Raw genomic sequence first — 21,532 nt, forward strand, 5'->3', positions numbered from 1 at the left:
TGCCGAACCGGACATCCCGCCCGGCGCTCTACGCTGGTGGTGTGCCTGAGGTAGACCTGGATTTTCCGCGTGCTTGGTTCGAGTTTCCCGACCCCGACGACGCCGATCAGCTGTTCCGCTGCGATCTGACCTGGCTGACCTCGCGCTGGCAGTGCATCTTCGGTGCCGGCTGCCACGGCGTGGTGGCCGGGCGGGCGCCCGACGGGTGTTGTTCGCTGGGCGCGCACTGGTCGGACGAGGACGACGAGAAGCGGGTGCTGGCCTGGGCCGAACGGCTGACCCCGCAGACCTGGCAGTTCCACGACCTGGCCGCCCGGAAGGGGGTCAGCGAGTTCGAGGACGGCGACAAGCGCACCCGGCTGGTCGACGGCGCGTGTGTGTTCCTGAACCGGCCCGGCTTCGCCGGCGGCGCCGGGTGCTCGCTGCACGCGCTCGCGCTGCGCGAGGGCGTGCATCCGTTGGAGACCAAGCCGGACGTGTGCTGGCAATTGCCGGTGCGGCGGACCTACGACTGGATCGACCGCCCGGACGAGACGCGCGTGCTGATGGTGACGATCGGCGAGTACGACCGCCGGGGCTGGGGCCCGGGCGGCCACGATCTGCACTGGTGGTGCACCGGGAGCACGGAGGCGCACGGCGCGGGCGAGCCGGTGTACGAGTCCTACGGGCCGGAACTGCGCGAGCTGATGGGCGAGGCGGCCTACGCGGTCCTGGTCGAGGCGTGCCGGGCCCGACTGGCCGGCGGTCGGCCGATCGCGCCGCACCCGGCGGATCCGGTCGACTGACCGGGGCTCGGCCCGGAGCGGGCCCGGCTCAGCCGCCGGCGGCCGGGCCGCTCGGCCGCGGCGTGCTCGCGGGCGCGCTCGTCGGCGGCGGGCCCGACGTGGCCGGGTCGCCGGTGCGGCCCTCGATGGTGACCACGGTGCCGCCCGGCTCGATCACCACCTTGGCCGACCACGACCCGCGGGGCGCCTTCGCGGCGACGACCGAGATCGTGACGGTGTCCTCCTGCCCCGGCGCGAGCGTGCCGCGGGGTCGGCTCGGACGCAGCCAGGCCGCCCCGGTCCGGGCCTGCCAGTCGACCGGGACCGCGCCGACGTTGCGCAGCGTGATCACGGTGCGATCGCCGGTGTGTGTGGCCGTGACCAGCGGCGGCACGGGGGTGGGGTCACCCGGGGGCGGCACGAACACGACGCCCGGCGCGATCGGGTCCGGCGGCGTCACGGGCGGCGCGACGGCGGCCGGCGCCGAGCCGCGTCCGTGCGACGGGCCGCCGACACCGGGCCGCACGGCGGTCGCGGCCGGGGATGCCGTCGGCGCGGCGGGCACGTTCGACACGTTCGCGTCGGCGGTGTCCACGTGGGCCGACGCGATGGTGACCACCCTGGCGGTCGGCCCGGCGGCCGACCCGCCGGAGGCCTGCCACAGGGCCAGCGCGGGCGCGGCCACCACGGCGGCCACCACGACCGCCGCGATCACCGTGGCCCGGCGGCGGTTGCCGCGCTCGACCACTCGGGCCCGAAAGACCGGGAAGCCGTCCCGGTCGAACTCGGCGACCCGGCGGGCGAGCTCCGGCGGTCGCTGGGCGGAGCGGCCCTTGCCCACCTCGGCCAGCACCTCGATCCGCAGTGCCGCGGGCGGGGCGACCAGCGCGAGGGCGACCGGCGCCGCCGCGGCGCCCGTGGTCGGCGCGAGCAGGGTCGCCGCGCGGCGCACGTGCGGCCCGCACCGCCGACACGTCTCGATGTGCGCGATCAATCGTTCGCGCAGCGCCGAGGTGAGCCGTCCGGTCGCCAACTCCTGGCCCTCGGGGCAGCCGTGCGAGGCCTCGGCGCCCGCGACCGCCGCCCGGGTCCGATCCACCTCGCGCCCGGCGCACAGGAGCAGGCTGCGGGCGTGCTGTTCGTCACAGCCGAGCACGGCGGCCAGGCCGCGCGGATCGAGCCCGTGCCGGACCGACAACTCCAGCGCCTCGCGCCGCTCCGGCGCCAGTCCCACCGCGTCGGGCCAGGCGAGTTCGTCCAGGTCGCCGCACCGCCCGGGGACGCGCCCGGCCTCGGTGCCGGGGAACAGGTCGGTCGGCTCGTCGGCGTCGCCCGCCGGCGGCGGCAGGCTGCGTTCGTGCGCCCACACCACCCGTACGTTCTCGGGCCGGGCGGTCCCGGTGCCGACCCGCACGTGGGCGTCGAGGCGGACCAGGCACTCGTAGCGGGCGAGGGCGTACAACCACGGTTTGAGCAGATCCAGGTCCGGCAGTCGGCCGATGTGACGGTCGGCGAGCACGAACGTGCTGCGGAGGGATTCCGCGGCCGCCCGATGATCGCGCAGCACCGACAGGCAGTAGGTGTAGAGCCCTTCGGCGTAGGCGTCGTAGGCGGCGCGTCCCCACGAAAGCACCGCGGCGGGGGCCGATGCGCGGCCGGTTACCGAATCCGTCACGTTCGTGAACGTAGGTGTCGGAGCGCCGTCGACTCAGGCGATTTGCACTTTCATACGCCTTTCGAGGTCGACAATCATACTTTCGAGTGAATATCCGTCACCTTTGCCGGAATTCGTTCGTCGCACCTCCGCGCGACGCCGGTCCTCCGGTGACCGTCAGCGAAACACCGGTCGGATTCGCCGAAACGGACACTGCCCACGTGGCAGCCGGTGCCCTGTCCGGATTCGCCGAGATCGTGATCGAAATCGACTGACCGTTGGCCAGTGTGCCAGCATGCGAACTCACCGTGAGCCAGTCGTTTTCCGACACCGCCAGCGACCAGGTGACCGGCCCGCCGGTCGCGGTGAGCCGGACGGTCTGCGCGGCGCCGTCCGCGCCGAGGTCCACCGTCGAACGGGACCAGGACAGGGTGCCCGGCGCCGCCGGATTGCCCGCGTCGGTGCCACCCGACCGGGGAAGGGTCGCCGGCCCGCCGGCGAGCTGGGCGCCGGCGTTCGTCGAGGGTTTGGCGCTCCGGCTCGTCCGCGCGGTCGGCTTCGCGGCGGCGGCCCGGGTGCTCGGCGCCGAGGTCGGCACCGCCCGCGTCGTCGACGGCGCGGGCGCGGTACTGGGGGCCACACTCGCCGAGACGGCCGGCGGCTCGGCCGGATGCAGCGCCGGCGGCTGCTCGGGGAGCGGCGCCGAACTCAGCGCGATCGGCGTGTCGTGCTCGGCCCCGGGCCGCAACAGCACCGCCGTGCCGAGCATCAGCGCGACGGCCGTCGCACACGCGGCCACCACCGGCACCCGCGACCTCGGCCGACCCGTGCCCTTCGGAAAGCCGCCCCGCTCGACCGGATCCACCGAATCCGCCGGTTCGGCCGCGCCGTCCGCGCGCAGCGCCATCCGGATCGCGTACGGCGCGTTGGTCGCCCCGCCGCCCGCGAGCAGCGCCCGCACCTCCACCGGCCCCGGGCCCAGCGCCACGCAGTCCGGGCAGGAGTCGACGTGCAGGTGCAGCGGTTGCCGCAGACCCGGCTCGACCGCGGCCCCCGCCTCCGGCAGCAGCAGCGCGAGTTCGGGGCAGTCCCGTCGCGCGTGCGTGGCCACCGCGTACACCGCGAGCGCCTGCTCGAACTGCACCGGTCCGCGCGCGAGCAGCCGCGCCGCCCGGCGCTCGGACACGCCCAGCACATCGGCCACTTCGGCGTCGCTCAGGCGGTGCCGCGCCGACAGGTCCAGGGCGATCCGCTCGTCCTCGTCGACCGCCCACAGCGCGTACGGCACCAGCGGCGCCAACCGGCGTCGATCGGGCACCGACCACCCCGCGCCACCCGCGGCCGAAACCTGCTCGACCACCCCGGGACCGGGCCGCTCCACCGCCGCCCGCTCGGCCACGACCCGCACCAGCGCGTACAGCAGCGCCCGGCTCCGGCGCGGATCGCGCAACGCGCGGATCCGCTCCGGCGCGAGCGCCAGCGCCTCGCGCACCACCCGCTCGGCCACCCGGGGCCGGTACCCGAGCGCCACGCAGAAGCCGAACAACGCGTCACCGTGGCTGTCGTACAACGCCACCGCGTCGGGCACCGCGCCCGTTTCGTCCCTCGTCCCGGATTCCCGCACCGCACCGTCCCCCACCATGCCGCCACACGGTAGGCACAACGCCCGACCGCCACCATCGCTTTGCCCACCCGGTGACAGGATCAAGACATTCCGCCCGTGATCGATCCCGGCCCCGCCTCCATTGTCGGCGCGGGCCGTTACGGTTCCTGGCATGGCCAGGACCACCACGAAGGATCGCCCGTCTTATCGCTGCACCGAGTGCGGCTGGACCGGGCCGAAATGGCTGGGCCGCTGCAACGAGTGCCACGCGTGGGGCACGGTCGAGGAGTTCGGCGCCCCCAAGGCCCGCTCGATCGCCGCCGGGCCCGTCACCACCGCGGCGCTGCCGATCGGCCGGATCGACGTACAGCAGGCCCGGTTTCGCCCGACCGGCGTCGACGAGCTGGACCGCGTGCTCGGCGGCGGCCTGGTCCCGGGCGCGGTCGTACTGCTCGCGGGCGAGCCCGGTGTCGGCAAGTCCACCCTGCTGCTCGACGTCGCGAGCAAGTCCGCGTCGCCGGCCGCCCGCACCCTCTACATCACCGGCGAGGAGTCGGCCGCCCAGGTCCGCCTGCGCGCGGGCCGGATCGGCGCGCTCGACGAGGAGCTCTACCTCGCCGCCGAGACCGACCTCGCCGCGCTGATCAGCCACGTCGACGCGGTCAAGCCCGCCCTGCTCGTGGTCGACTCGGTGCAGACCATCGCCTCGCCCGCGATCGACGGCGCGCCCGGCGGCGTGTCGCAGATCCGCGAGGTGACCGGCGCGCTGATCCGCATCGCCAAGGAGCGCAACATCGCCACCGTGCTGGTCGGCCACGTCACCAAGGACGGCTCGATCGCCGGCCCGCGCCTGCTGGAGCACCTGGTCGACGTGGTGCTGCACTTCGAGGGCGACCGCCACGCCCGACTACGCCTGGTCCGCGCGATCAAGAACCGCTACGGCACCGCCGACGAGGTCGGCTGCTTCGAACTGCACGACGAGGGCATCACCGGCCTGACCGACCCCAGCGGCCTGTTCCTGACCCAGCGCGCCGAGCCGGTCTCCGGCACCTGCGTCACGGTGACCCTGGAGGGCAAACGGCCCCTGGTGGTCGAGGTCCAGGCGCTGGTGGCGCCGTCCCAGATCCCCACCCCGCGGCGGGCCACCTCGGGCCTGGACTCGGCCCGCATCGGCATGGTGCTCGCGGTCCTGGAGCGGCGCGGCGGGGTGCGCCTGGAGAAGACCGAGATCCACACCGCCACCGTCGGCGGCGTCAAGCTCACCGAACCGGCCGCCGACCTGGCCGCGGCGCTGGCCCTCGCGGGCGCCGCCGCCGACCACCCGCTGCCGACCAAGCTGGTCGCGGTCGGCGAGGTCGGCCTCGCGGGCGAGATCCGCCGCACCACCGGCGTACAGCGGCGGCTCGCCGAGGCGTTCCGGCTCGGCTTCACACACGCCCTGGTGCCGCCCGATCCCGGCAAGATCCCCAAGGGCATGAAGGTGATCGAGGTGGCCGACATCCGCGAGGCGCTGCGCGCGTTCAACCTGGTCTCCGCACGCGAGCGCCGGGACGACCGCACATGACGGCTGGGCCCGCCGACCGGCCCCGCGACACCCTCACCCGTGTGCCCGGCCCCGCTCCCGGGCGCCGTCCGGCAACTTTCCGGGTGCCCCGAGGAGTGACCATGTGTCGCCTCGGACATACTCGACACGCGGAGCGGCGCGCTCGACCCGTGCCGAAACACGGCTTCGAGTCGGTTGCGGCGACCGGTCGGCGGCCGGGAGGCACTAGACTTTTCCACCGATCTTCCGACGTAGCGGCCGACCTGTGTCGTCCGCAGGTCCTGAGGCGCTCCCGGCCGTGCATACCGGAGCAAATGCCCGGGTGACGGCCGATGGCCGGCCGAGGATGGCGACGACCACGGGGAGTTCTGTGGCTACGAATGACCGGACCGACAAGGGCACGAGTGCCGACGCGGCTCTCGTGAGGGCCGCGCTGCAGTCCGTGGCCCCGGGCACCGCCCTGCGCGACGGCCTGGAGCGCATCCTCCGGGGCAACACGGGCGGCCTGATCGTGCTGGGTTTCGACAAGGCGGTGGAGGCGCTGTCCACCGGCGGCTTCGTGCTCGACGTCGAGTTCTCCGCGACCCGGCTGCGCGAGCTGTGCAAGCTCGACGGCGGGGTGGTGGTCGACCGCGAGTGCACGAAGATCGTCCGGGCGGGCGTGCAGCTCGTCCCGGATCCGTCGATCCCGACGGAGGAGACCGGCACCCGGCACCGCACCGCCGAGCGGGTCAACAAGCAGACCGGCTACCCGGTGGTCTCGGTGAGCCAGTCCATGCGCCTGATCGCGCTCTACGTGAACGGTCGGCGACACGTCCTGGAGGACTCGGCGGCGATCCTGTCCCGGGCCAATCAGGCGCTGGCCACGCTGGAGCGCTACAAGCTGCGCCTCGACGAGGTGTCGGGCACGCTGTCCGCCCTGGAGATCGAGGACCTGGTCACCGTTCGCGACGTGTGCGCGGTGTCCCAGCGGCTGGAGATGGTGCGCCTGATCGCCCGCGAGATCGACGGCTACGTCACCGAGTTGGGGGTCGACGGCCGGTTGCTCTCCCTGCAACTCGAAGAGTTGATCGCGGGTGTCGAGGACGACCGCAAGCTGGTCGCCCGCGACTACGTGCCGGAGCGCGCGATCAAGCGCGGCCGGACCGAGGCCGACGTGCTCGACGAACTCGACGGCCTGGCCCACGCCGATCTGCTCGACCTGCAGACGGTGGCCCGCGCGCTCGGTTTCACCTCGGGCCACGAGGTCCTCGACTCGGCGGTCAGCCCCCGCGGCTACCGACTGCTCGCCAAGGTCCCCCGGCTCCCACCGGTGGTGATCGAGCGGCTCGTGGAGCACTTCGGCGGCCTGCAGAAGCTGCTCGCGGCCAGCGTGGACGACCTCCAGGCGGTGGACGGCGTGGGCGAGGCCCGGGCCCGCAGCGTCCGCGAGGGCCTGTCCCGCCTCGCCGAGTCCTCGATCCTGGAGCGCTACGTCTGAGCGCTCGGCGGTGACACGGGAAGGGCCCCGGCGCTCGGCGCCGGGGCCCTTCCCGTTGTGTTACTCGTCCCGCGTTCGGATCCCGCCGTGCCGGTCCGCCGCTACTTGCCGACGGTGGCGGTGAAGATGAACTCGCCGGAGGGCTCCAGGCCCGCCAGCACGCCCTTGGCCCGGTACGCGGCCTTGTCCGCCGGGGCGGCCTTGGTCTGCCCGCCGTTGGTGGCGCACTGCCGCGCGTCGGAGCGGGTCCAGGCCCAGTCCCGGGTGATCGACACGGCCTGCGAGGCGCCCTGCTGGATCTGGCGCACGTCGGTGCCCGGGCCGGCCGCGCAGTCGGCCGAACTCCACAGCCGGTCACTGCCGGACAACACCTCGATGTAGGCGTGGCTCGGCGCGAGGTCGACGTAGCAGGTCGGCCCGGACTCGTTGGTGACGATCACCTTCAGGGCCACGTTCTGCGAGGCGTTGTAGGCGCTCTTGCCCGCCTCCACCGGCTGGATCTGCACCCGGATCATGGCCGGCGTGCACCAGGTGCCCCCGCCCGGTGCGGGCTTGCCGCCACCCGGGACCGTGCCGCCGCCCGGGGTGCCCGCGCCGCCCGCCGACTGGCCGCTCTGCCCGCTCTGCCCACCGGGCTGACCGGAGGCGCCGGCCGACGTACCGGCGGAGGTGCCCGAGGAGGTGCCGGAGGTACCGCCGGGCGTGCCCGTACTCCCGCCCGGGATCGGCGGGTTGGCGCCGTTGGTCGGGTTGGCCCCGGGCGTGATGGCGCTCGGATCGGGCGAGACCGAACCCGACGGGATCGGCTTCTTGTCCGAGGCGTTCTTCTTGTCGTCGGAGTCCCCACCGGCAGTGCATGCCCAGGCCACCAGCGCGATCAACAGCGCGAGGGCGAGCAGCACGACGACCCGCCGACGCCAATAGACGGTTGACGGCAGGTGACCCACGGGACGGCGCATCGAGTCCACGCGCAAACTCTAGGGGAGATCGTTACGCCGTCCGGTGTAGCCACACCGTCCGAAGCGTTGGATTTTCCGGCCGTGTCGCGACCGAAGAAGCCCTGGTCGCGAGCCTATTCCGGCATTTGCGGGCAGAAGCCACCGTCACCCGCCCGAGTGACCACCCGTAACGTGCGAGGATCGGGGGGAGATGTCACACGCACTGCACGAGCCGATCCTCGACTGGTATTCGGCCAACAACCGCGATCTGCCCTGGCGCACCCCCGACGCGACCGCGTGGGCGGTGGTGGTCAGCGAGTTCATGCTGCAACAGACCCCGGTGGCCCGGGTGTTGCCGGTCTACACGGCCTGGCTGGAGCGCTGGCCCACCCCGGCCGCGCTGGCCGCCGACGAGCCGGGCGAGGCGGTGCGGATGTGGGGCCGGCTCGGCTACCCGCGCCGCGCGCTGCGTCTGCACGGCGCGGCGACCGCGATGGTCGACCGGCACGACGGCGAGGTCCCGCGCGAACACGCGGACCTGCTCGCACTGCCCGGGGTCGGCGAGTACACCGCCGCCGCCATCGCCTCGTTCGCGTTCGGACAGCGGCACATCGTGCTGGACACCAACGTGCGTCGGGTGATCGGCCGGGCGATCGACGGCGTCGAGTATCCGCCGCAGGCCACCACGCCGGCCGAACGGCGCACCGCGACCACGCTGTTGCCCGCCACCGCCGAGACGGCGTCGACCTGGGCGGTCGCGATCATGGAGCTCGGCGCGCTGGTGTGCACGGCCAAGTCGCCCAAGTGCGTGGGGTGTCCGATCGCGGCGCTGTGCGCGTGGCGGCTGGCCGGCAAGCCCGCCTACACGGGTCCGCCGCGACGTGGGCAGACGTACGCGGGCACCGATCGCCAGGTCCGGGGCCGGCTGCTCGCGGTGTTGCGGGACAGCGCCGAACCGGTGGACCAGGCCGCGTTGGACGCGGTGTGGGACGAACCCGTCCAACGCGCGCGAGCGCTGGACGGGCTGGTCGCCGACGGGCTGGTGGAACCGTTGGCGGCGGGCGTGTACCGCCTGCCGGCCGGTCCGCTCAGTGACAGTACTTCTTCTCCGCGTCGATCGGATTCGTCGGAATCCGCATCGAATTCCGTTTCACCGAGCCGGTGAAATTCTTCCAGAACCGGGACAACGACATCGGCTCGCGGGTCGCTTCCTGAAGTTCGCGAATTCCGCCGCAATTCAGCGCCCGACGGGCCGCCTCGACCTTCGCCGGGTCGACGTTGCGCAGGTCGAGCGGGGTGCCCGGCCGGGTGAAATCGGCCAGAATCCATTCGATGTAGGTCAGCTTGTCGTGCCCCGACCGGGTGCGGTAGTCGAGGTCGAGGTGTGCGCCGAGCGGATTCGCCAGGCCGAAGATGTCGATCGCCAGACCCGAGGTCGGCACCAGCACGGCGGGCTGGCCGAGGGCGCCGTAGACGACCGAATCGGTGACCGGGACATGGTATTTGAGCGGCGCGGACCGGAAGTCGAAGTTCAACATCCAGAACTTGTCGGGCTCGTGGTAGTAGGTCAGATAGACGAACTGCGCGCCGGGCGTCGCCCGATCCGCCTGCCATTCCCTGCCGACCCCTTCGAGCCGCTTCACGAAGGCCGCCCGATAGGACGCCGCGGTGACCGGGTTCGACTCGCCCGTCCAGGCCGTGTACCAGGTGCGGGTGTCCTCGATGTTCTTCGGCCCGAACCCCTGATACGGCACCCGCATCGCGGCCGCGCAGACCAGCGACCACACCGCGAGCGCGGCCGCGGTACCCGCGTACAGCCGTTGCAGCGGCAACACCAGGACCGGCAGCAGGAAGGCGAAGGTGCCCGGCAGCAGCAGCCGGGCGTGCATGAAGTCGCCGCCGACCACGATCACGTAGCCGAGCAGCACCGTGCCCGCGACCAGCGCGGTCCCGGTCAGCACCCGGATCCGGTAACGCTCGAAGTCGCCCACCGAGCGGCCGAGGGTCGCCGGCAGGGCGACCGCGACCACGGTCAGCAGCAGCGGCGCCCAGATGTTGTACGGGCTCGCGTAGTCCTCGAAGTACGTCCACCCGCGCCCGACGTCGGTCTTGGTGCCCTCCTTGGCGATCGCCGTGTTGGGCAGCAGCACGCCGTAGTAGCCCATCCGGAAGAGCTGGTACAGCACCGGCAGCAGCCCGCCGCACGCCGCGAGCACGGCCAGCCGCTTGCGGCTCGGCCGCAGCAGCAGCCAGGCGGCCACCGCGAACACGATGGTGCCGAGCGCGAGGTCGGGCCGCACCAGGACACCCATGCCGAGCGCGAACGAGGTCCACGCCTGGCGCCGGAACGAGGTGTCCCGGTCCAGCCGGACCAGCAGGCACCAGCTCGTGCCCAGCCAGACGAAGATCAGGCCCATCTCCAGGCCCGAGGTGGCGAAGTCCCAGAACGGCGGCAGCGCGGCGATCACGAGCGCGCCGGCCGGCAGCGGCCATCCGCCGCCGGGCAGGTCGCGGTAGAGCCGGCGAGTGCCCGCCGAGGCCAGCGCCAGGCCGACGACCGCACAGCCGAGCGAGCCGTAGACCGCGACGGCCACCAGGTCGATCCCGGTCACCCCGCCGACCAGCGCGAGCAACCACGGCCACAACGTCGAGGTCGCCGCCTCGGCCCGCTCGCCCACGTTGAAATTGGGTCCGTTGCCGTCCAGGATCTGCTGGGAAACGCGGACGAAGATCAGTCCGTCGTCGCCGATCCAGCGCCGCTGGAAGGCGGCCACGCCGAGCAGGAGGGCCGGGACCAGGACGACGGCGAGGGCCCATCCGGTCCGCGCGTCCGGCCGATACCACGGTCTTTGTGGCGATATTTCCGGACCGGATTCCTTCGCGCCTTCAACCGCGTGGTCCTCGACCAAGGCGCCTTCTACGCCCATCGTCCTGCCCCCGAGCTGTTGTAGTTCACACTTCGATCCGCGCGATAATAACATCGGTGAAATATGCGTTCGAATTACCCCTGCCCGAAGCCCGGCAATGCGATCGAAAACTGTATCGATCACCGCGTCCGACATCGTCTTTGCGGGCCTATTCTTTTCCAACGTAACGAAATAACCGAGCGAACGCATTACCCGCCCACCTCGGCCCGACCGACCGACGGCCGCGGGCCCCGGACCGCCGCCCTCGCCGAGCGCCCCGCTCCGCCGGCCGCCCGCGACGCGGCGCGGCGTTGTGCCCCGAATGCCGGCGCTCGGCCCCCGATGGGCGAATACTGGTTGTGCACGCGGCGGCTACGCAACGCGATCCGGCCGCGCGGCGGGCGGTACACCGACAGCGAAGGGGGGACGCGGTGATGGAGGACGCCGGCCACGACGGGCGCGGATCGGGCGACGCGATCCAGTGCATGGGCTGCCAGGGCACCGGCCTGGACACCTCGGGCCGGGTGTATCGCAGCCGGCACCGCGAGGTGTCGACGATCTGGGCGGGCACCCGCTGTCCGCACTGTCGGGGCACCGGTTGGCTGCGCAACGGCCCGACCGATCCCCCCGAGGGCTCCACGGGCGGTCCCTGGCGTAGCGGCACCTGACCCGCGCGGACCCATCCTCAACCGCGCGCCGCGCCACCGGCGACGGGTCGCAGATATCGCCGAAACCCCTGGGCGAGGGCGTCGAACCCGCAGGCCCGGTAGAAGGCGTGCACCTCGGCACCGTCGGCGGCGAGCAGTTGCACCTTGTAGCACCCGGCGTCGCCGGCGGCGGTGAGCGCGGCGGCCATCAGCCGCCGGCCGATGCCCCGCCGGCGATGCGACGCGGCGACCACGACGTTCTCCACGAACATGATCGAGTGCCCGCCCCGGGTCAGGTTGGGCAACACCACGCTGTCGACGGTGCCCACGACCGTCCCGTCCAGGTCGGCGACCAGCACCGTGCGCCCGCGCTGGGTGGCGATGTCCGCCCAGATCGGATGCGCCTGCTCGATCGGCAGCGGCACGTCCCCCGGATGGAATTCGGCGTAGAGCGCGAGCAACCCCGACAGATCCCGGGCGGTCGCCGGGCGGATGGTCATGGTCATGCCGAGAGCCTACAAATCGGGACCGCCCGGGGCACGACGCCCGGCCGCTCCCGGGGGAATCCCCACGGACCGGACAGGCACTACGAACCCGACCGCCACGCCGCCGCCTTGACCGGTCGATAGACCATGCCCAAGCCCTCGTACATCCGGACGGCGGCGTGGTTCCACTCGTCGACCATCAGCGCCGCACGCCCGTGTCGGCCCCGGGCCTCGGCCAGTACGAACGCGCACACCATCCGACCCAACCCGCGCCCACGCGCCGCCGGATCCACCCCGACCCCGGCCAGGAGCCCGATCCCGGGCGCGGACCAGGCGAGCGCCGCCACCGCGAGCAACCGCCCGTCGGCGTCGCGCACGCCCGCCCAGCGCTCCACCCCGGGCATCCCCGGCTTGGCATAGGAGCCGGGGAAGCCCGCCTCGATCAGGGCGGCGACCTCGTCCGTCGCGTCCTCCCCCAACCACCGCGCCCGCCCGGCCTCGCCAACCGGCGCCGGCGCCCCCTCGGCCAGGTCCATCCACCCGAACGACCCCGCCTCGACCAGGCCCGGCACCCCCGCCACCAGCGCGTCGATCCGCTCCGGATCGCCGAAGGGTCGAAAACTCGGCCCCACCTCGGCCGACACCTCGCGCACCAGCGGCACCAGCGCGTCCACCGGCCCGTACACCGCCAACCGGTCGTGCCGGCACAACCCCGCCCCGGCCACCACCACGGCCCGCCCGTCCGCGCTCGCCCACGCCCGCCGCCCGCCGGTCAGCCCCTGCGCGACCCAGACACACATCGCGTCACCGCCGCAGCGGCGCACCACTTCGTCGTGCTCGACCATCTCCCACACCGCACGAATCCTGCCGGAGCGCCCCCGCCCCACCCCCGCCGGGGCACCCCCGCCGACCACCGCCCACTCACCCACTCGGGTGAAATCCCACCCGCCCGCGCACGAGCCGGCGCGGATCGCATTCCCCCAGTTGACGGCGCCGCACCGGGGTACCGCCCGACCCCGTCCCGACCCCTTCCGGTTGTCGCTTCGCCCGATTCGCCGTCTGCTGGAGAACGAAGCTCCCACACGACTACCTCCGGCCGGCGGCACCCCCGCCGCGACTCCGGGAACAGGAGCGTTGGCTCGTGAAGACGAATGTCACCCCACAGGAACTGATCGGCCGCAAGGTCGTCGATTCCGAAGGCAGCAAGATCGGGACCATCGGCCAGGTGTACCTGGACGACCGCACCGGCGAGCCGGAGTGGGTCACCGTCAAGACCGGCATGTTCGGCGGACGCGAGAGCTTCGTACCGCTGGGCCCGGCCGACATGCAGGGTGACGACCTGCGTGTGCCGTTCGACAAGGAGCTGGTCAAGGAGGCGCCCAGTCTGGGTACCGACGAGCACCTGTCGCCGGAGGAGGAGGCCCGTCTCTACCGCCACTACAGCGTCACGCCCTCGGCCGGCATGACCCGCACCGGGACCACCGAAGGCACCGCCGGCACCGCCGCCGGAGCCGCCGGTACGGCCGCCGCCGCGGGTACCCGGCACCGGCCCGACATGTCCAAGTCCCAGCTCGCCGGTTCGGACGACGGCTACGAGGAGCTGACCGGCAAGCACGACCCGTCGGTGCGGACGAACGATCCGCCGGCCGGGGCCGCGGGCACCCTGGACACCACGGCCGCCGGCACCGCCGGCGCCGTGAGCGGCCGGGCCGCCCGCCCGACCGCGCGGACCGGCACCGGGGCCGCCGGCGTCACGACCCGGCCCGCCTCCGCCGCCTCGGACACCGCCCGGACCGCGGCCGGCTCCGGCAAGGCCGGCATGGAATGGATCACCCGTTCCGAGGAACGCCTCGACGTGCACGTGGAGACGATCGAGGCCGGCCGCGCCGCGCTGCGCAAGGTGGTCGAGACCGAGCGCGTGGACAAGGTCGTCCCGGTGATGCACGAGGAGTGGGAGATCGTCCGCGAGCCGATCGACGACTCCAACCGCCGCGCCGCGCTCGAGGGCCCCGACATGCGCGAGAGCGCGCTGGAGATCGTGCTGCACGCCGAGCGGGTCGTCGTGCACAAGGAGGTCGTCCCGGTCGAGCGCATCCGGCTGGTCTCCAAGCGGGTGCAGGGCGAGCAGCGGGTGACCGAGGAGGTCCGCCGCGAGCGGATCGAACTGCACGACGGGGACAGGGTGCAGGTCCTCGACGGCACGGGCGAACGGCTCGACAAGAACCGGTGACGCCGGCCCCACACGAAGCCCCCGATCACCCCGGTGCATCCTCCGCCGGCGATCGGGGGCTTTCGCGCGCGAGCCCGCGCGGGGTGCGCGGCCCGGGAAAATCGCGGGAAATCACCCCTTCCACCCGGCGTTACTCGCCAGTAGGGTCCGAGCATGGACCTCACGGTGTTCGCCATTCCGGCCTTCACCCTCCTCCTGGTCGTCGAGTGGGTGTCGTATCGCTTCGCCCCCGACGACGACGAGCGCGGGTACGCGGTGAAGGACACCGCGACGAGCCTGACCATGGGCCTGGGCAGCATCGCGGCCGGCCTCGGCTGGGGTTTGTTGACCGTCCTGGCCTGGGACGGCCTGCACGAGCTGACCCCGCTGCGGCTCCCGCACACGTGGTGGACGTGGGTCCTGGTGATCGTCGGCGTCGACTTCTTCTACTACTGGGAGCACCGCGCCGGTCACGAGGTGCGGCTGTTGTGGGCGAGCCATGTCGTGCACCACTCCAGCCGGCACTACAACCTCTCCACCGCGCTGCGGCAGACCTGGACCGGCGCGCACCACATCGTGTTCATCGGGCCGATGTTGCTGCTCGGCTTCCCCTTCACGATGGTGGTCACGTCCTTCTCGATCAATCTGCTGTACCAGTTCTGGATCCACACCGAGCGGATCGGCAGGCTCTGGAAGCCGATCGAGTACGTCTTCAACACCCCGTCGCACCACCGGGTGCACCACGGTTCGAACCCGCGATACCTGGACCGCAACTACGGCGGCATCCTGATCGTGTGGGACCGCCTCTTCCGCAGCTTCGAGCCCGAGGGCGAGCCGGTGAACTACGGGCTGACCAAGAACATCGGGACGTACAACCCGCTGCGGGTCGCCTTCCACGAATACGCGGCGATCGCGCGCGACGTGCGGGCCGCGCGTACCTGGCGGGTGCGGTTCGGGCGGGTGCTGCGCGGTCCCGGCTGGCAGCCCGCGCCGGCCGCGTCGACGGCCCCGGCGGGCGCCGCCGCCGAGGCCGCGGCGTGAGGGCTCGTGCGCTGCTCGTCGCCTACCTGACGCTGGGCGTCGCCGACTCGGTGCTCGCGGCGGCGGACGTGGACGGGCCCCGCTGGGTCACCAAGACGCTGTTGATGCCGGTACTGATCGCCTTCGTGTGGGTGGCCGCGCGGCCCGGCGCCGAGCACGACCCGCGGCTGCCGATCGGTGCGCTCGTGGGCGGGTTCGTCGGGGACGTGGGGTTGCTGGTGGATCACGAGGCCACGTTCCTGGTCGGGATGGCCGGGTTCGCCGTCGGGCACGTCTGCTACCTGCTCGCCTTCCGGCGGGTGGGGATCACGCTGCCGCCGTGGCTGCCGGCGGTGTACCTGCTCGCCTGGGGCGCGATGATGGCCGCCGTCCGCGGCGGACTGGACGATCTGCTGGTGCCGGTGCTCGGCTACAGCCTGCTGCTGACCGCGATGGCCGTGTGCGCGGCCGGGGTGGATCGGCGCACCGGACTCGGCGGCGCGCTGTTCCTGGGCTCCGACGCGGTGATCGCCCTCGGCCTGGCCGATGTCGAGCTTTTTCCCGGGCAGGCGGCGCTGGTGATGCCCACCTATGTGGCCGGGCAGCTGCTGCTGGCGCTCACCTGGGCGAAGTGGCCGTTTCCCGGCCGGCACGCCGACGAGGCGGCGGACCCTCGGTCCACCGCCTCGTCGGGTTGAGCGGGTCGGTCAGTCGGCGTACCTGGCCGCCGCCGCGGTGTACTCCGGCTCCGGGTTCATCGCCGCCGCGAGCCGCAGGTACGGCGCCGCCTCGGCGCCTCGGCCGGCCCGCTCCAGGGTGCGGCCGAGCGCGTGGGTGGCCCACGCGTCACACGGGTCGAGCTCGATCACCCGGCGCAGCGTGGCCTCCGCCCGGCGGAGCTGGAGCGAGAGGTAGTACGCCCGCCCGGCCAGTTGCTGCACGGCGACGTTGTCGCGCTCCTCGTCGAGGGCCGGCTCCAACAGGCGCAGCGCGCGCAGCGGTTCGCGCTGCTCGACCAGTCCTTCGGCCATGCGGTAGGTCTCCAGGGTCAGCGTCACGTCGGCTCCCTTCGTGATGCTCGTGACGGCGTCGGACACCCGGCAGAACCGAATACCCCGGTCAGGTATTCCTTGGGTGCGTGGACCCCGCTCAGGCGCCCGGGACGAGCACCGCGCGGCCATTGATCCGGCCGTGGTGCAGCCGGTCGTACACCTCGGGGGCGTCGTCCAGCGTGAACGTCTCCACGTGCGCCTTCACCGCGCCGCGGCGGGCCAGGTCGATCAGTTCGATCAGTTCGGCGCGCGAGCCCCAGTAGGGGGTGCTGACCGAGCACTCGTACGGGATCAGGCCGAAGCCGACCGGGAGGGTGCCGCCGCCGATGCCGACGATGGTCAGGTCGCTCTCCACCGCGGCGCACTTCGCGGCGAGGTCGACGGTGGGCTGTACGCCGGCGAAGTCGAGCACGAGTTGCGCACCGCGTCCGTCGGTGGCCTCGCGGACGATGTCGGCGGCCTTGGCGTCGGAGGTGATCGCCATGTGCGCGCCGGAGGCCCTGGCCAACTCCAGCTTGTCCTCGCTCACGTCCAGCGCGATCACCCGCGCGGCGGAGAGCGCGCGAAGCAACTGCACCCCGATGTGGCCGAGGCCGCCGACGCCGATCACCACGGCCGTGCTGCCCGCGTACAGCTTGTCCAGCGAACGTTTGATCGCGTGGTACGGGGTCAGCCCGGCATCGGTCAGCGGGACGGTCCGCACCGGGTCCAGGTCGCCGATCGGGACCAGGTGGCGCGGGTCGTCGATCAACAGGTATTCGGCGAGCGCACCGGGGGCGCCCAGTCCGGGCGGGCGGATGCCCAGTTCCGCGGCGCGCGAGCAGTAGTTCTCCCGGCCCTGCGCGCACGCGTGGCAGGTGCCGCAGCCCCACGGCCCGTACACGACGACGGCGTCGCCGATCTCCAGGCCGGTGACCCCCTCGCCGAGCGCGGCGACCACGCCGGCGCCCTCGTGGCCCAGGGTGAGCGGGGCGGCGAAGCCGAAGTCGGCGGGCGGGCGGCTCATCACGAAGATGTCGGAGTGGCACACGCCCGCCGCGGTGACCCGCAGCAGTACCTGCCCGGGGCCCGGTTCGGGTGCGGGGATCTCCCGCACCTCGACCGGCTTGCCGAACTCGACGTATTGGACGGCCTTCATGGGTTTCTCCCTTTCCGGCGTACCGGCCCCCATGCGGGTGACATGGCTGGTGCTCGGGTGGCACGGTGGGCCGGCGACGTCGTTTCCAGACTAGGGCCCGCCAACCGGATGGATTACCGGGGCGGGGTATCCCGACGTGCTTGCTAAGGCGCGGTGTAGCCGCCGTCGACCGGGTGGTAGCTCCCGGTGATGAACGAGGCCCGGTCGGAGAGCAGGAAGGCGACCGGTTCGGCGACCTCCTCGGGGGTGCCGAGCCGGCCCATCGGATGCAGCCGGGTCAGCGCGGCACGCGCCTTCGGGTCGGCGTCGGCGAGCAGCGGGGTCTCGACGAAGCCCGGACCGACCGCGTTGATCCGGATCCCGCGCTGCGCGTACTCGATCGCGGCGGTCCGGGTCAGGCCGAGCACGCCGTGTTTGGCGGCCACGTAGCCGGACGCGTTCGGGAAGCCGACCACGGCGAGGATCGACGCCACGTTGACGATCGCCCCGCCGCCGCACTCCAGCATCGCCGGGATCTGGTGGCGCATCCCGTGGAAGACACCGCCCAGATCGACGTCGATCACCGTGCGCCAGCCGTCCGCCGGATACTCGCCGGTGAGCGCGTGCGGGCCGGTGACGCCCGCGTTGTTGACCGCGAGGTGCAGGCCGCCGAAGGCCGCCACGGTCGCCCGCACCAGCTCCGCGCCGGAGTCCGGGTCGGCCACGTCCACCCGCATGCCCCGGGCGGTGCCGCCCGCCTCGGTGATCCGGGCGGCGACGCGGGCCGCGCCGACGTCGTCGAGGTCGGCGACCACGACCCGGGCACCGTCGGCCGCGAGCCGCCGGGCGACGGCCGCGCCGATCCCGGAGGCGGCTCCAGTGACGATGGCGGTCCTGGCGGCGAAGTCGGCACTCATGCCTTCGATCCTGGGATCCCGCCACCCCACCCGCCCGCCGGAGAGGGCCTATCGGGGGACGCCGGCCGGAGCGCGCCCTACAGGCCGCTCAGCGCCACGTCGAGGCCGCGGCTGACGATGTCGGCCTTGACGTCGTCCGGGAGCCGGGCCAGTTCCGTGTCGAGGAGCAGCACGCTCAGGCCGTGCACCGCGGACCACATCACCACGTCGGAATACCTGCGCCGCTCCTGCGGGAGTCGGCCCAGCGCGACCAGTTCGTCCAACGCCTCGGACATCAGCGCGTACGACTCGTCCGACACGCTGGGCATACCGTTCGCTTCCCCGTCGTCGCCCTCGACCTCGGCCGTCTGCCGCCGGCCGACCATCGGCTCGTCCTCGGCGCCGCCGAAGAAGATGGTGCGGAACAGGCCGGGTTCGGCGAACGCGAAGCGCACGTAGCCCAGACCCGCCGCGCGCAATCGGCGCATCGCCTCGTCACCGGGATCCGGGCACGGCTCGCCCTTGGCCAACTCGGCCCGCATCGTCGCCGCGAGCAGCGCCAGGCCGTGGTCCTTGACCGCCACGACCAACTCGTGGTGGTTGGCGAAGTGCCGGTAGGCGGCGGTCGAGGACACCCCCGTCGCCCGGGCCGCCTCACGCAGCACAATCGCCTGCGGACCGGCCGCCCGGGCCCGCTCCACCGCGGCCTCGGTCAGCGCGTTGCGCAGGTCGCCGTGGTGATATCCGCGTCGGCTCGGCGTACCGGCGGCTTGCTCGCTGGGCATGGTTCTCCATTCGATCCAGCCCCATGTTGACACCGCGCACATTCGATGCAAAGTTATCAACGCCAACATTGTTATCGGCGTCAACATGGCCCGCCGGACTCCGCACCCTCCGTTCCCCACGGATCGCATGGAAGGTCGATGATCATGCTCGAACGACTCGGGGACCTCGTCTTCCGTCGAGCGCGCGCCGTGCTCGTGATCGGCACACTGGTGTTGCTCGTCTCGGCCGGGGTGGGCTTTGGAGCCTTCGGCAAACTGAAGTCGGGCGGGTTCGACGCGCCGACTTCGGCCTCCACCCGGGCCCAGGACGAGATCAAGGACACCTTCGGCGGTCGCCCGAATCTGGTGATCGAGGTCCGGGCCAAGGACGGCTCCGGCGTGGACACCCCCGCCGTCGCGGACGCCGGACGGCGACTCACCGCCGCCCTGGCCGCCGCGCCGGGCTTCGACCAGGTGGCCTCCTACTGGACCACCAACGCACCCGGCCTCAAGGCCGACGGCGGACGCGGCGCGCTGCTCGTCGCCCACTCGGCCAAGGACGACATCGCCGAACTGCCCGAGAGCGCGCGACTGCCCGCCGACAGCCCGCTCCGGGTCCGGATCGGCGGCGACGCCGCGGTCGGCCCGGCGGTCACCGGCCAGGTCGGCACCAGTCTCGCGATCGCCGAGTCCATCGCCGTACCGCTGACCCTGCTGCTGCTCGTGCTCGCGTTCGGCAGCCTGATCGCGGCCCTGGTCCCGCTGGTGATCGGCTTCGTCGCGATCATGGGCACGTTCGCCGAACTGTTCGTCCTCGGCAGCCTCACCGACGTGTCGATCTTCTCGATCAACCTCACCACGGCCCTGGGACTGGGGCTGGCCATCGACTACGCGCTGCTGATCGTGGCCCGGCACCGAGAACTGCTGCACGCCGGACACGACCCGCACGACGCGGTGGTGGGCACGGTGCGCACCGCCGGGCGCACGATCGTCTTCTCCGCCGCGACGGTGGCCGCCGCGCTCGCCGTGCTGCTGGTCTTCCCGCAATACTTCCTGCGCTCGTTCGCCTACGCGGGCATCGGCGTGGTGATCATCTCCGCGCTCGCCGCGCTGATCATCGCCCCGGCCCTGCTGACCGTGCTCGGCCCACGCGTGGAGTCGATGCGCATCCGCGGCGTCAAGGGGGTCCAGGGCGCCGAGGCGCCGATGTGGTCCCGACTCGCCGGCTTCGTCACCCGCCGGCCCGCGCTGACCGCGCTGCCCGTGGTCGCGGTGCTGCTGCTCGCCGCCTCGCCGCTGCTCGGGGTCACCTTCGGCACGCCCGACGAGCGGGTCCTGCCCACCAGCACCCAGGCCCGCCAGGTCGGCGACACGCTGCGCGCGGACTACAGCCTCGACGACACCCGCTCGCTCGACGTGGTCCTGCTCGGCGCCGGCGCCCAGGCCCCGGTGGACGCCTACGCGGGCCGGCTCGCCGCGCTGCCCGGGGTGGCCCGGGTGGACACCGCCGGCCCCGACCGGATCCGCCCGAACGCGCGGCTGATCTCGGTGATCACCACGCTGCCCGCCAAGTCGGACGCCGCGCAGGACCTGGTCCACGACGTGCGCGCGGTGCCCGCCCCGAACGCCACCGAGGCCCTGGTCGGCGGCACCGACGCCCGCCTGGTCGACACCAAGGCCGCGATCGGCGACCGCCTGCCGCTCGCCTTCGGGCTGATCGTGCTCAGCACCTTCGTCCTGCTGTTCCTGTTCACCGGGAGCATCCTGCAACCGCTGCGGGCACTGCTCCTGAACGGGCTCAGCATCATGGCCGCGGTCGGCATCACCGTGTGGGTCTTCCAGGACGGGCACCTGTCCGGCCTGCTCGGCTTCACCCCGCTGCCGATGGACACCTCGATGACGGTGCTGCTGTTCTGCATCGCGTTCGCGCTGTCCATGGACTACGAGGTGTTCGTGACCAGCCGGATCAAGGAACTGCACGACGCGGGCGCGTCCGACGCGGACGCGGTCCGGCAGGGCCTGGGTCGCACCGGTCGCATCGTCACCACGGCCGCGGCGCTGCTCGCGGTGACCTTCGTGGCGTTTTTGACCAGCACCGTGAGCTTCCTGCAACTGTTCGGCTTCGGCGCGGCGCTGGCGATCCTGCTGGACGCCACGCTGGTCCGGGGCGTGCTGGTGCCCGCGGCGATGCGCCTGCTCGGCCGGCACGCGTGGTACGCCCCGCCGGTGCTGCGCAGGCTGCACGCGCGGGTGGGCCTGCGCGAGTCGGCCCCGGAGCCCGGCCCGGCGCTGCCCGCCCGGGGGGGCGCCGTGCGCGACACGGACGTGCCGGGCGCCGTGCGCTGACCCGTGCCGGACGCTGCGGCGGCCGGCAGGCTCGCTCACCGCCGCACCCTGTCACGCGGGGGAGGGTGCGGCACACGAAAAGGGGCCGCCCCCGGGATTCGCATCCCG

At 72.9% G+C, this 21,532-nt stretch carries 19 protein-coding genes; 9 read left to right on the forward strand and 10 right to left on the reverse strand.

What is annotated here, in order from left to right:
- Positions 1–41 precede the first annotated feature (41 nt).
- The gene (locus ACFRCG_RS44460) at positions 42–785 is read left to right on the forward strand and encodes a hypothetical protein (protein WP_379999106.1); all 744 of its coding nucleotides are present in this window, start codon (positions 42–44) and stop codon (positions 783–785) included.
- 28 nt (positions 786–813) lie between these two features.
- On the opposite strand, the gene ACFRCG_RS44465 is transcribed toward ACFRCG_RS44460, so the two are convergent.
- Entirely contained in the window at positions 814–2,439 is a 1,626-nt protein-coding gene (locus ACFRCG_RS44465; protein ID WP_380042365.1) for a hypothetical protein, read from the reverse strand.
- 97 nt (positions 2,440–2,536) lie between these two features.
- Positions 2,537–4,060, reverse strand: a complete 1,524-nt coding sequence (locus ACFRCG_RS44470; protein WP_380042366.1) for a hypothetical protein — start codon at positions 4,058–4,060, stop codon at positions 2,537–2,539.
- A gap of 133 nt (positions 4,061–4,193) precedes the next feature.
- Between ACFRCG_RS44470 and radA the strand changes: the two genes are divergently transcribed.
- Positions 4,194–5,585, forward strand: a complete 1,392-nt coding sequence (radA, locus tag ACFRCG_RS44475; RefSeq protein ID WP_380042367.1) for a DNA repair protein RadA — start codon at positions 4,194–4,196, stop codon at positions 5,583–5,585.
- A 349-nt stretch (positions 5,586–5,934) separates the two neighbouring features.
- Positions 5,935–7,044 (forward strand): DNA integrity scanning diadenylate cyclase DisA, encoded by a 1,110-nt coding sequence (disA, locus tag ACFRCG_RS44480; protein WP_235618650.1) that lies wholly within the window; start codon positions 5,935–5,937, stop codon positions 7,042–7,044.
- Positions 7,045–7,145: 101 nt separating this feature from the next.
- On the opposite strand, the gene ACFRCG_RS44485 is transcribed toward disA, so the two are convergent.
- Positions 7,146–8,012: a hypothetical protein gene (locus tag ACFRCG_RS44485; RefSeq protein WP_380042368.1), complete on the reverse strand. Its 867-nt coding sequence runs from the start codon at positions 8,010–8,012 to the stop codon at positions 7,146–7,148.
- 181 nt (positions 8,013–8,193) lie between these two features.
- Between ACFRCG_RS44485 and ACFRCG_RS44490 the strand changes: the two genes are divergently transcribed.
- A complete protein-coding gene (locus tag ACFRCG_RS44490; protein ID WP_380042369.1) occupies positions 8,194–9,147 on the forward strand; it encodes an A/G-specific adenine glycosylase in 954 nt (317 codons plus the stop codon).
- Here ACFRCG_RS44490 and ACFRCG_RS44495 read toward each other — a convergent pair.
- Positions 9,071–10,909 carry a hypothetical protein gene (locus tag ACFRCG_RS44495; RefSeq protein WP_380042370.1) on the reverse strand — a complete coding sequence of 613 codons (1,839 nt, stop codon included), beginning with the start codon at positions 10,907–10,909 and terminating at the stop codon, positions 9,071–9,073. The genes ACFRCG_RS44490 and ACFRCG_RS44495 overlap by 77 nt on opposite strands.
- A 410-nt stretch (positions 10,910–11,319) precedes the next feature.
- Between ACFRCG_RS44495 and ACFRCG_RS44500 the strand changes: the two genes are divergently transcribed.
- A complete protein-coding gene (locus ACFRCG_RS44500) occupies positions 11,320–11,556 on the forward strand; it encodes a hypothetical protein (RefSeq protein WP_380042371.1) in 237 nt (78 codons plus the stop codon).
- 17 nt (positions 11,557–11,573) lie between these two features.
- Here ACFRCG_RS44500 and ACFRCG_RS44505 read toward each other — a convergent pair whose 3' ends face one another.
- Positions 11,574–12,041, reverse strand: a complete 468-nt coding sequence (locus ACFRCG_RS44505) for a GNAT family N-acetyltransferase (protein WP_380042372.1) — start codon at positions 12,039–12,041, stop codon at positions 11,574–11,576.
- An 80-nt stretch (positions 12,042–12,121) separates the two neighbouring features.
- Positions 12,122–12,865 (reverse strand): GNAT family N-acetyltransferase, encoded by a 744-nt coding sequence (locus ACFRCG_RS44510; RefSeq protein ID WP_380042373.1) that lies wholly within the window; start codon positions 12,863–12,865, stop codon positions 12,122–12,124.
- 296 nt (positions 12,866–13,161) lie between these two features.
- Between ACFRCG_RS44510 and ACFRCG_RS44515 the strand changes: the two genes are divergently transcribed.
- The 3 genes from ACFRCG_RS44515 to ACFRCG_RS44525 all read left to right on the forward strand — a co-directional run bounded on the left by ACFRCG_RS44515 (position 13,162) and on the right by ACFRCG_RS44525 (position 15,947).
- A complete protein-coding gene (locus ACFRCG_RS44515) occupies positions 13,162–14,250 on the forward strand; it encodes a DUF2382 domain-containing protein (RefSeq protein ID WP_380042374.1) in 1,089 nt (362 codons plus the stop codon).
- A 153-nt stretch (positions 14,251–14,403) separates the two neighbouring features.
- Complete coding sequence (locus ACFRCG_RS44520; protein ID WP_380042375.1) at positions 14,404–15,270, forward strand: sterol desaturase family protein; 867 nt, start codon at positions 14,404–14,406, stop codon at positions 15,268–15,270.
- The gene (locus ACFRCG_RS44525; RefSeq protein ID WP_380042376.1) at positions 15,267–15,947 is read left to right on the forward strand and encodes a lysoplasmalogenase; all 681 of its coding nucleotides are present in this window, start codon (positions 15,267–15,269) and stop codon (positions 15,945–15,947) included. Before ACFRCG_RS44520 ends, ACFRCG_RS44525 begins: the two co-directional genes overlap by 4 nt.
- Before the next feature lie 9 nt (positions 15,948–15,956).
- On the opposite strand, the gene ACFRCG_RS44530 is transcribed toward ACFRCG_RS44525, so the two are convergent.
- The 4 genes from ACFRCG_RS44530 to ACFRCG_RS44545 form a co-directional block, all read right to left on the reverse strand.
- Positions 15,957–16,307, reverse strand: coding sequence for a tetratricopeptide repeat protein (locus ACFRCG_RS44530; protein ID WP_246126865.1), 351 nt, complete (start codon positions 16,305–16,307; stop codon positions 15,957–15,959).
- A 91-nt stretch (positions 16,308–16,398) separates the two neighbouring features.
- A complete protein-coding gene (locus ACFRCG_RS44535; protein WP_380042377.1) occupies positions 16,399–17,439 on the reverse strand; it encodes an NAD(P)-dependent alcohol dehydrogenase in 1,041 nt (346 codons plus the stop codon).
- 143 nt (positions 17,440–17,582) lie between these two features.
- Complete coding sequence (locus ACFRCG_RS44540; RefSeq protein ID WP_380042378.1) at positions 17,583–18,335, reverse strand: SDR family NAD(P)-dependent oxidoreductase; 753 nt, start codon at positions 18,333–18,335, stop codon at positions 17,583–17,585.
- A 77-nt stretch (positions 18,336–18,412) separates the two neighbouring features.
- Entirely contained in the window at positions 18,413–19,099 is a 687-nt protein-coding gene (locus ACFRCG_RS44545; protein WP_380042379.1) for a TetR/AcrR family transcriptional regulator, read from the reverse strand.
- Between the two features lie 144 nt (positions 19,100–19,243).
- Between ACFRCG_RS44545 and ACFRCG_RS44550 the strand changes: the two genes are divergently transcribed.
- Positions 19,244–21,424, forward strand: coding sequence for an MMPL family transporter (locus tag ACFRCG_RS44550; RefSeq protein ID WP_380042381.1), 2,181 nt, complete (start codon positions 19,244–19,246; stop codon positions 21,422–21,424).
- Positions 21,425–21,532 lie beyond the last annotated feature (108 nt).

It is taken from the genome of Embleya sp. NPDC056575, assembly GCF_042793325.1.
Classification (GTDB): Bacteria; Actinomycetota; Actinomycetes; order Streptomycetales; family Streptomycetaceae; genus Embleya.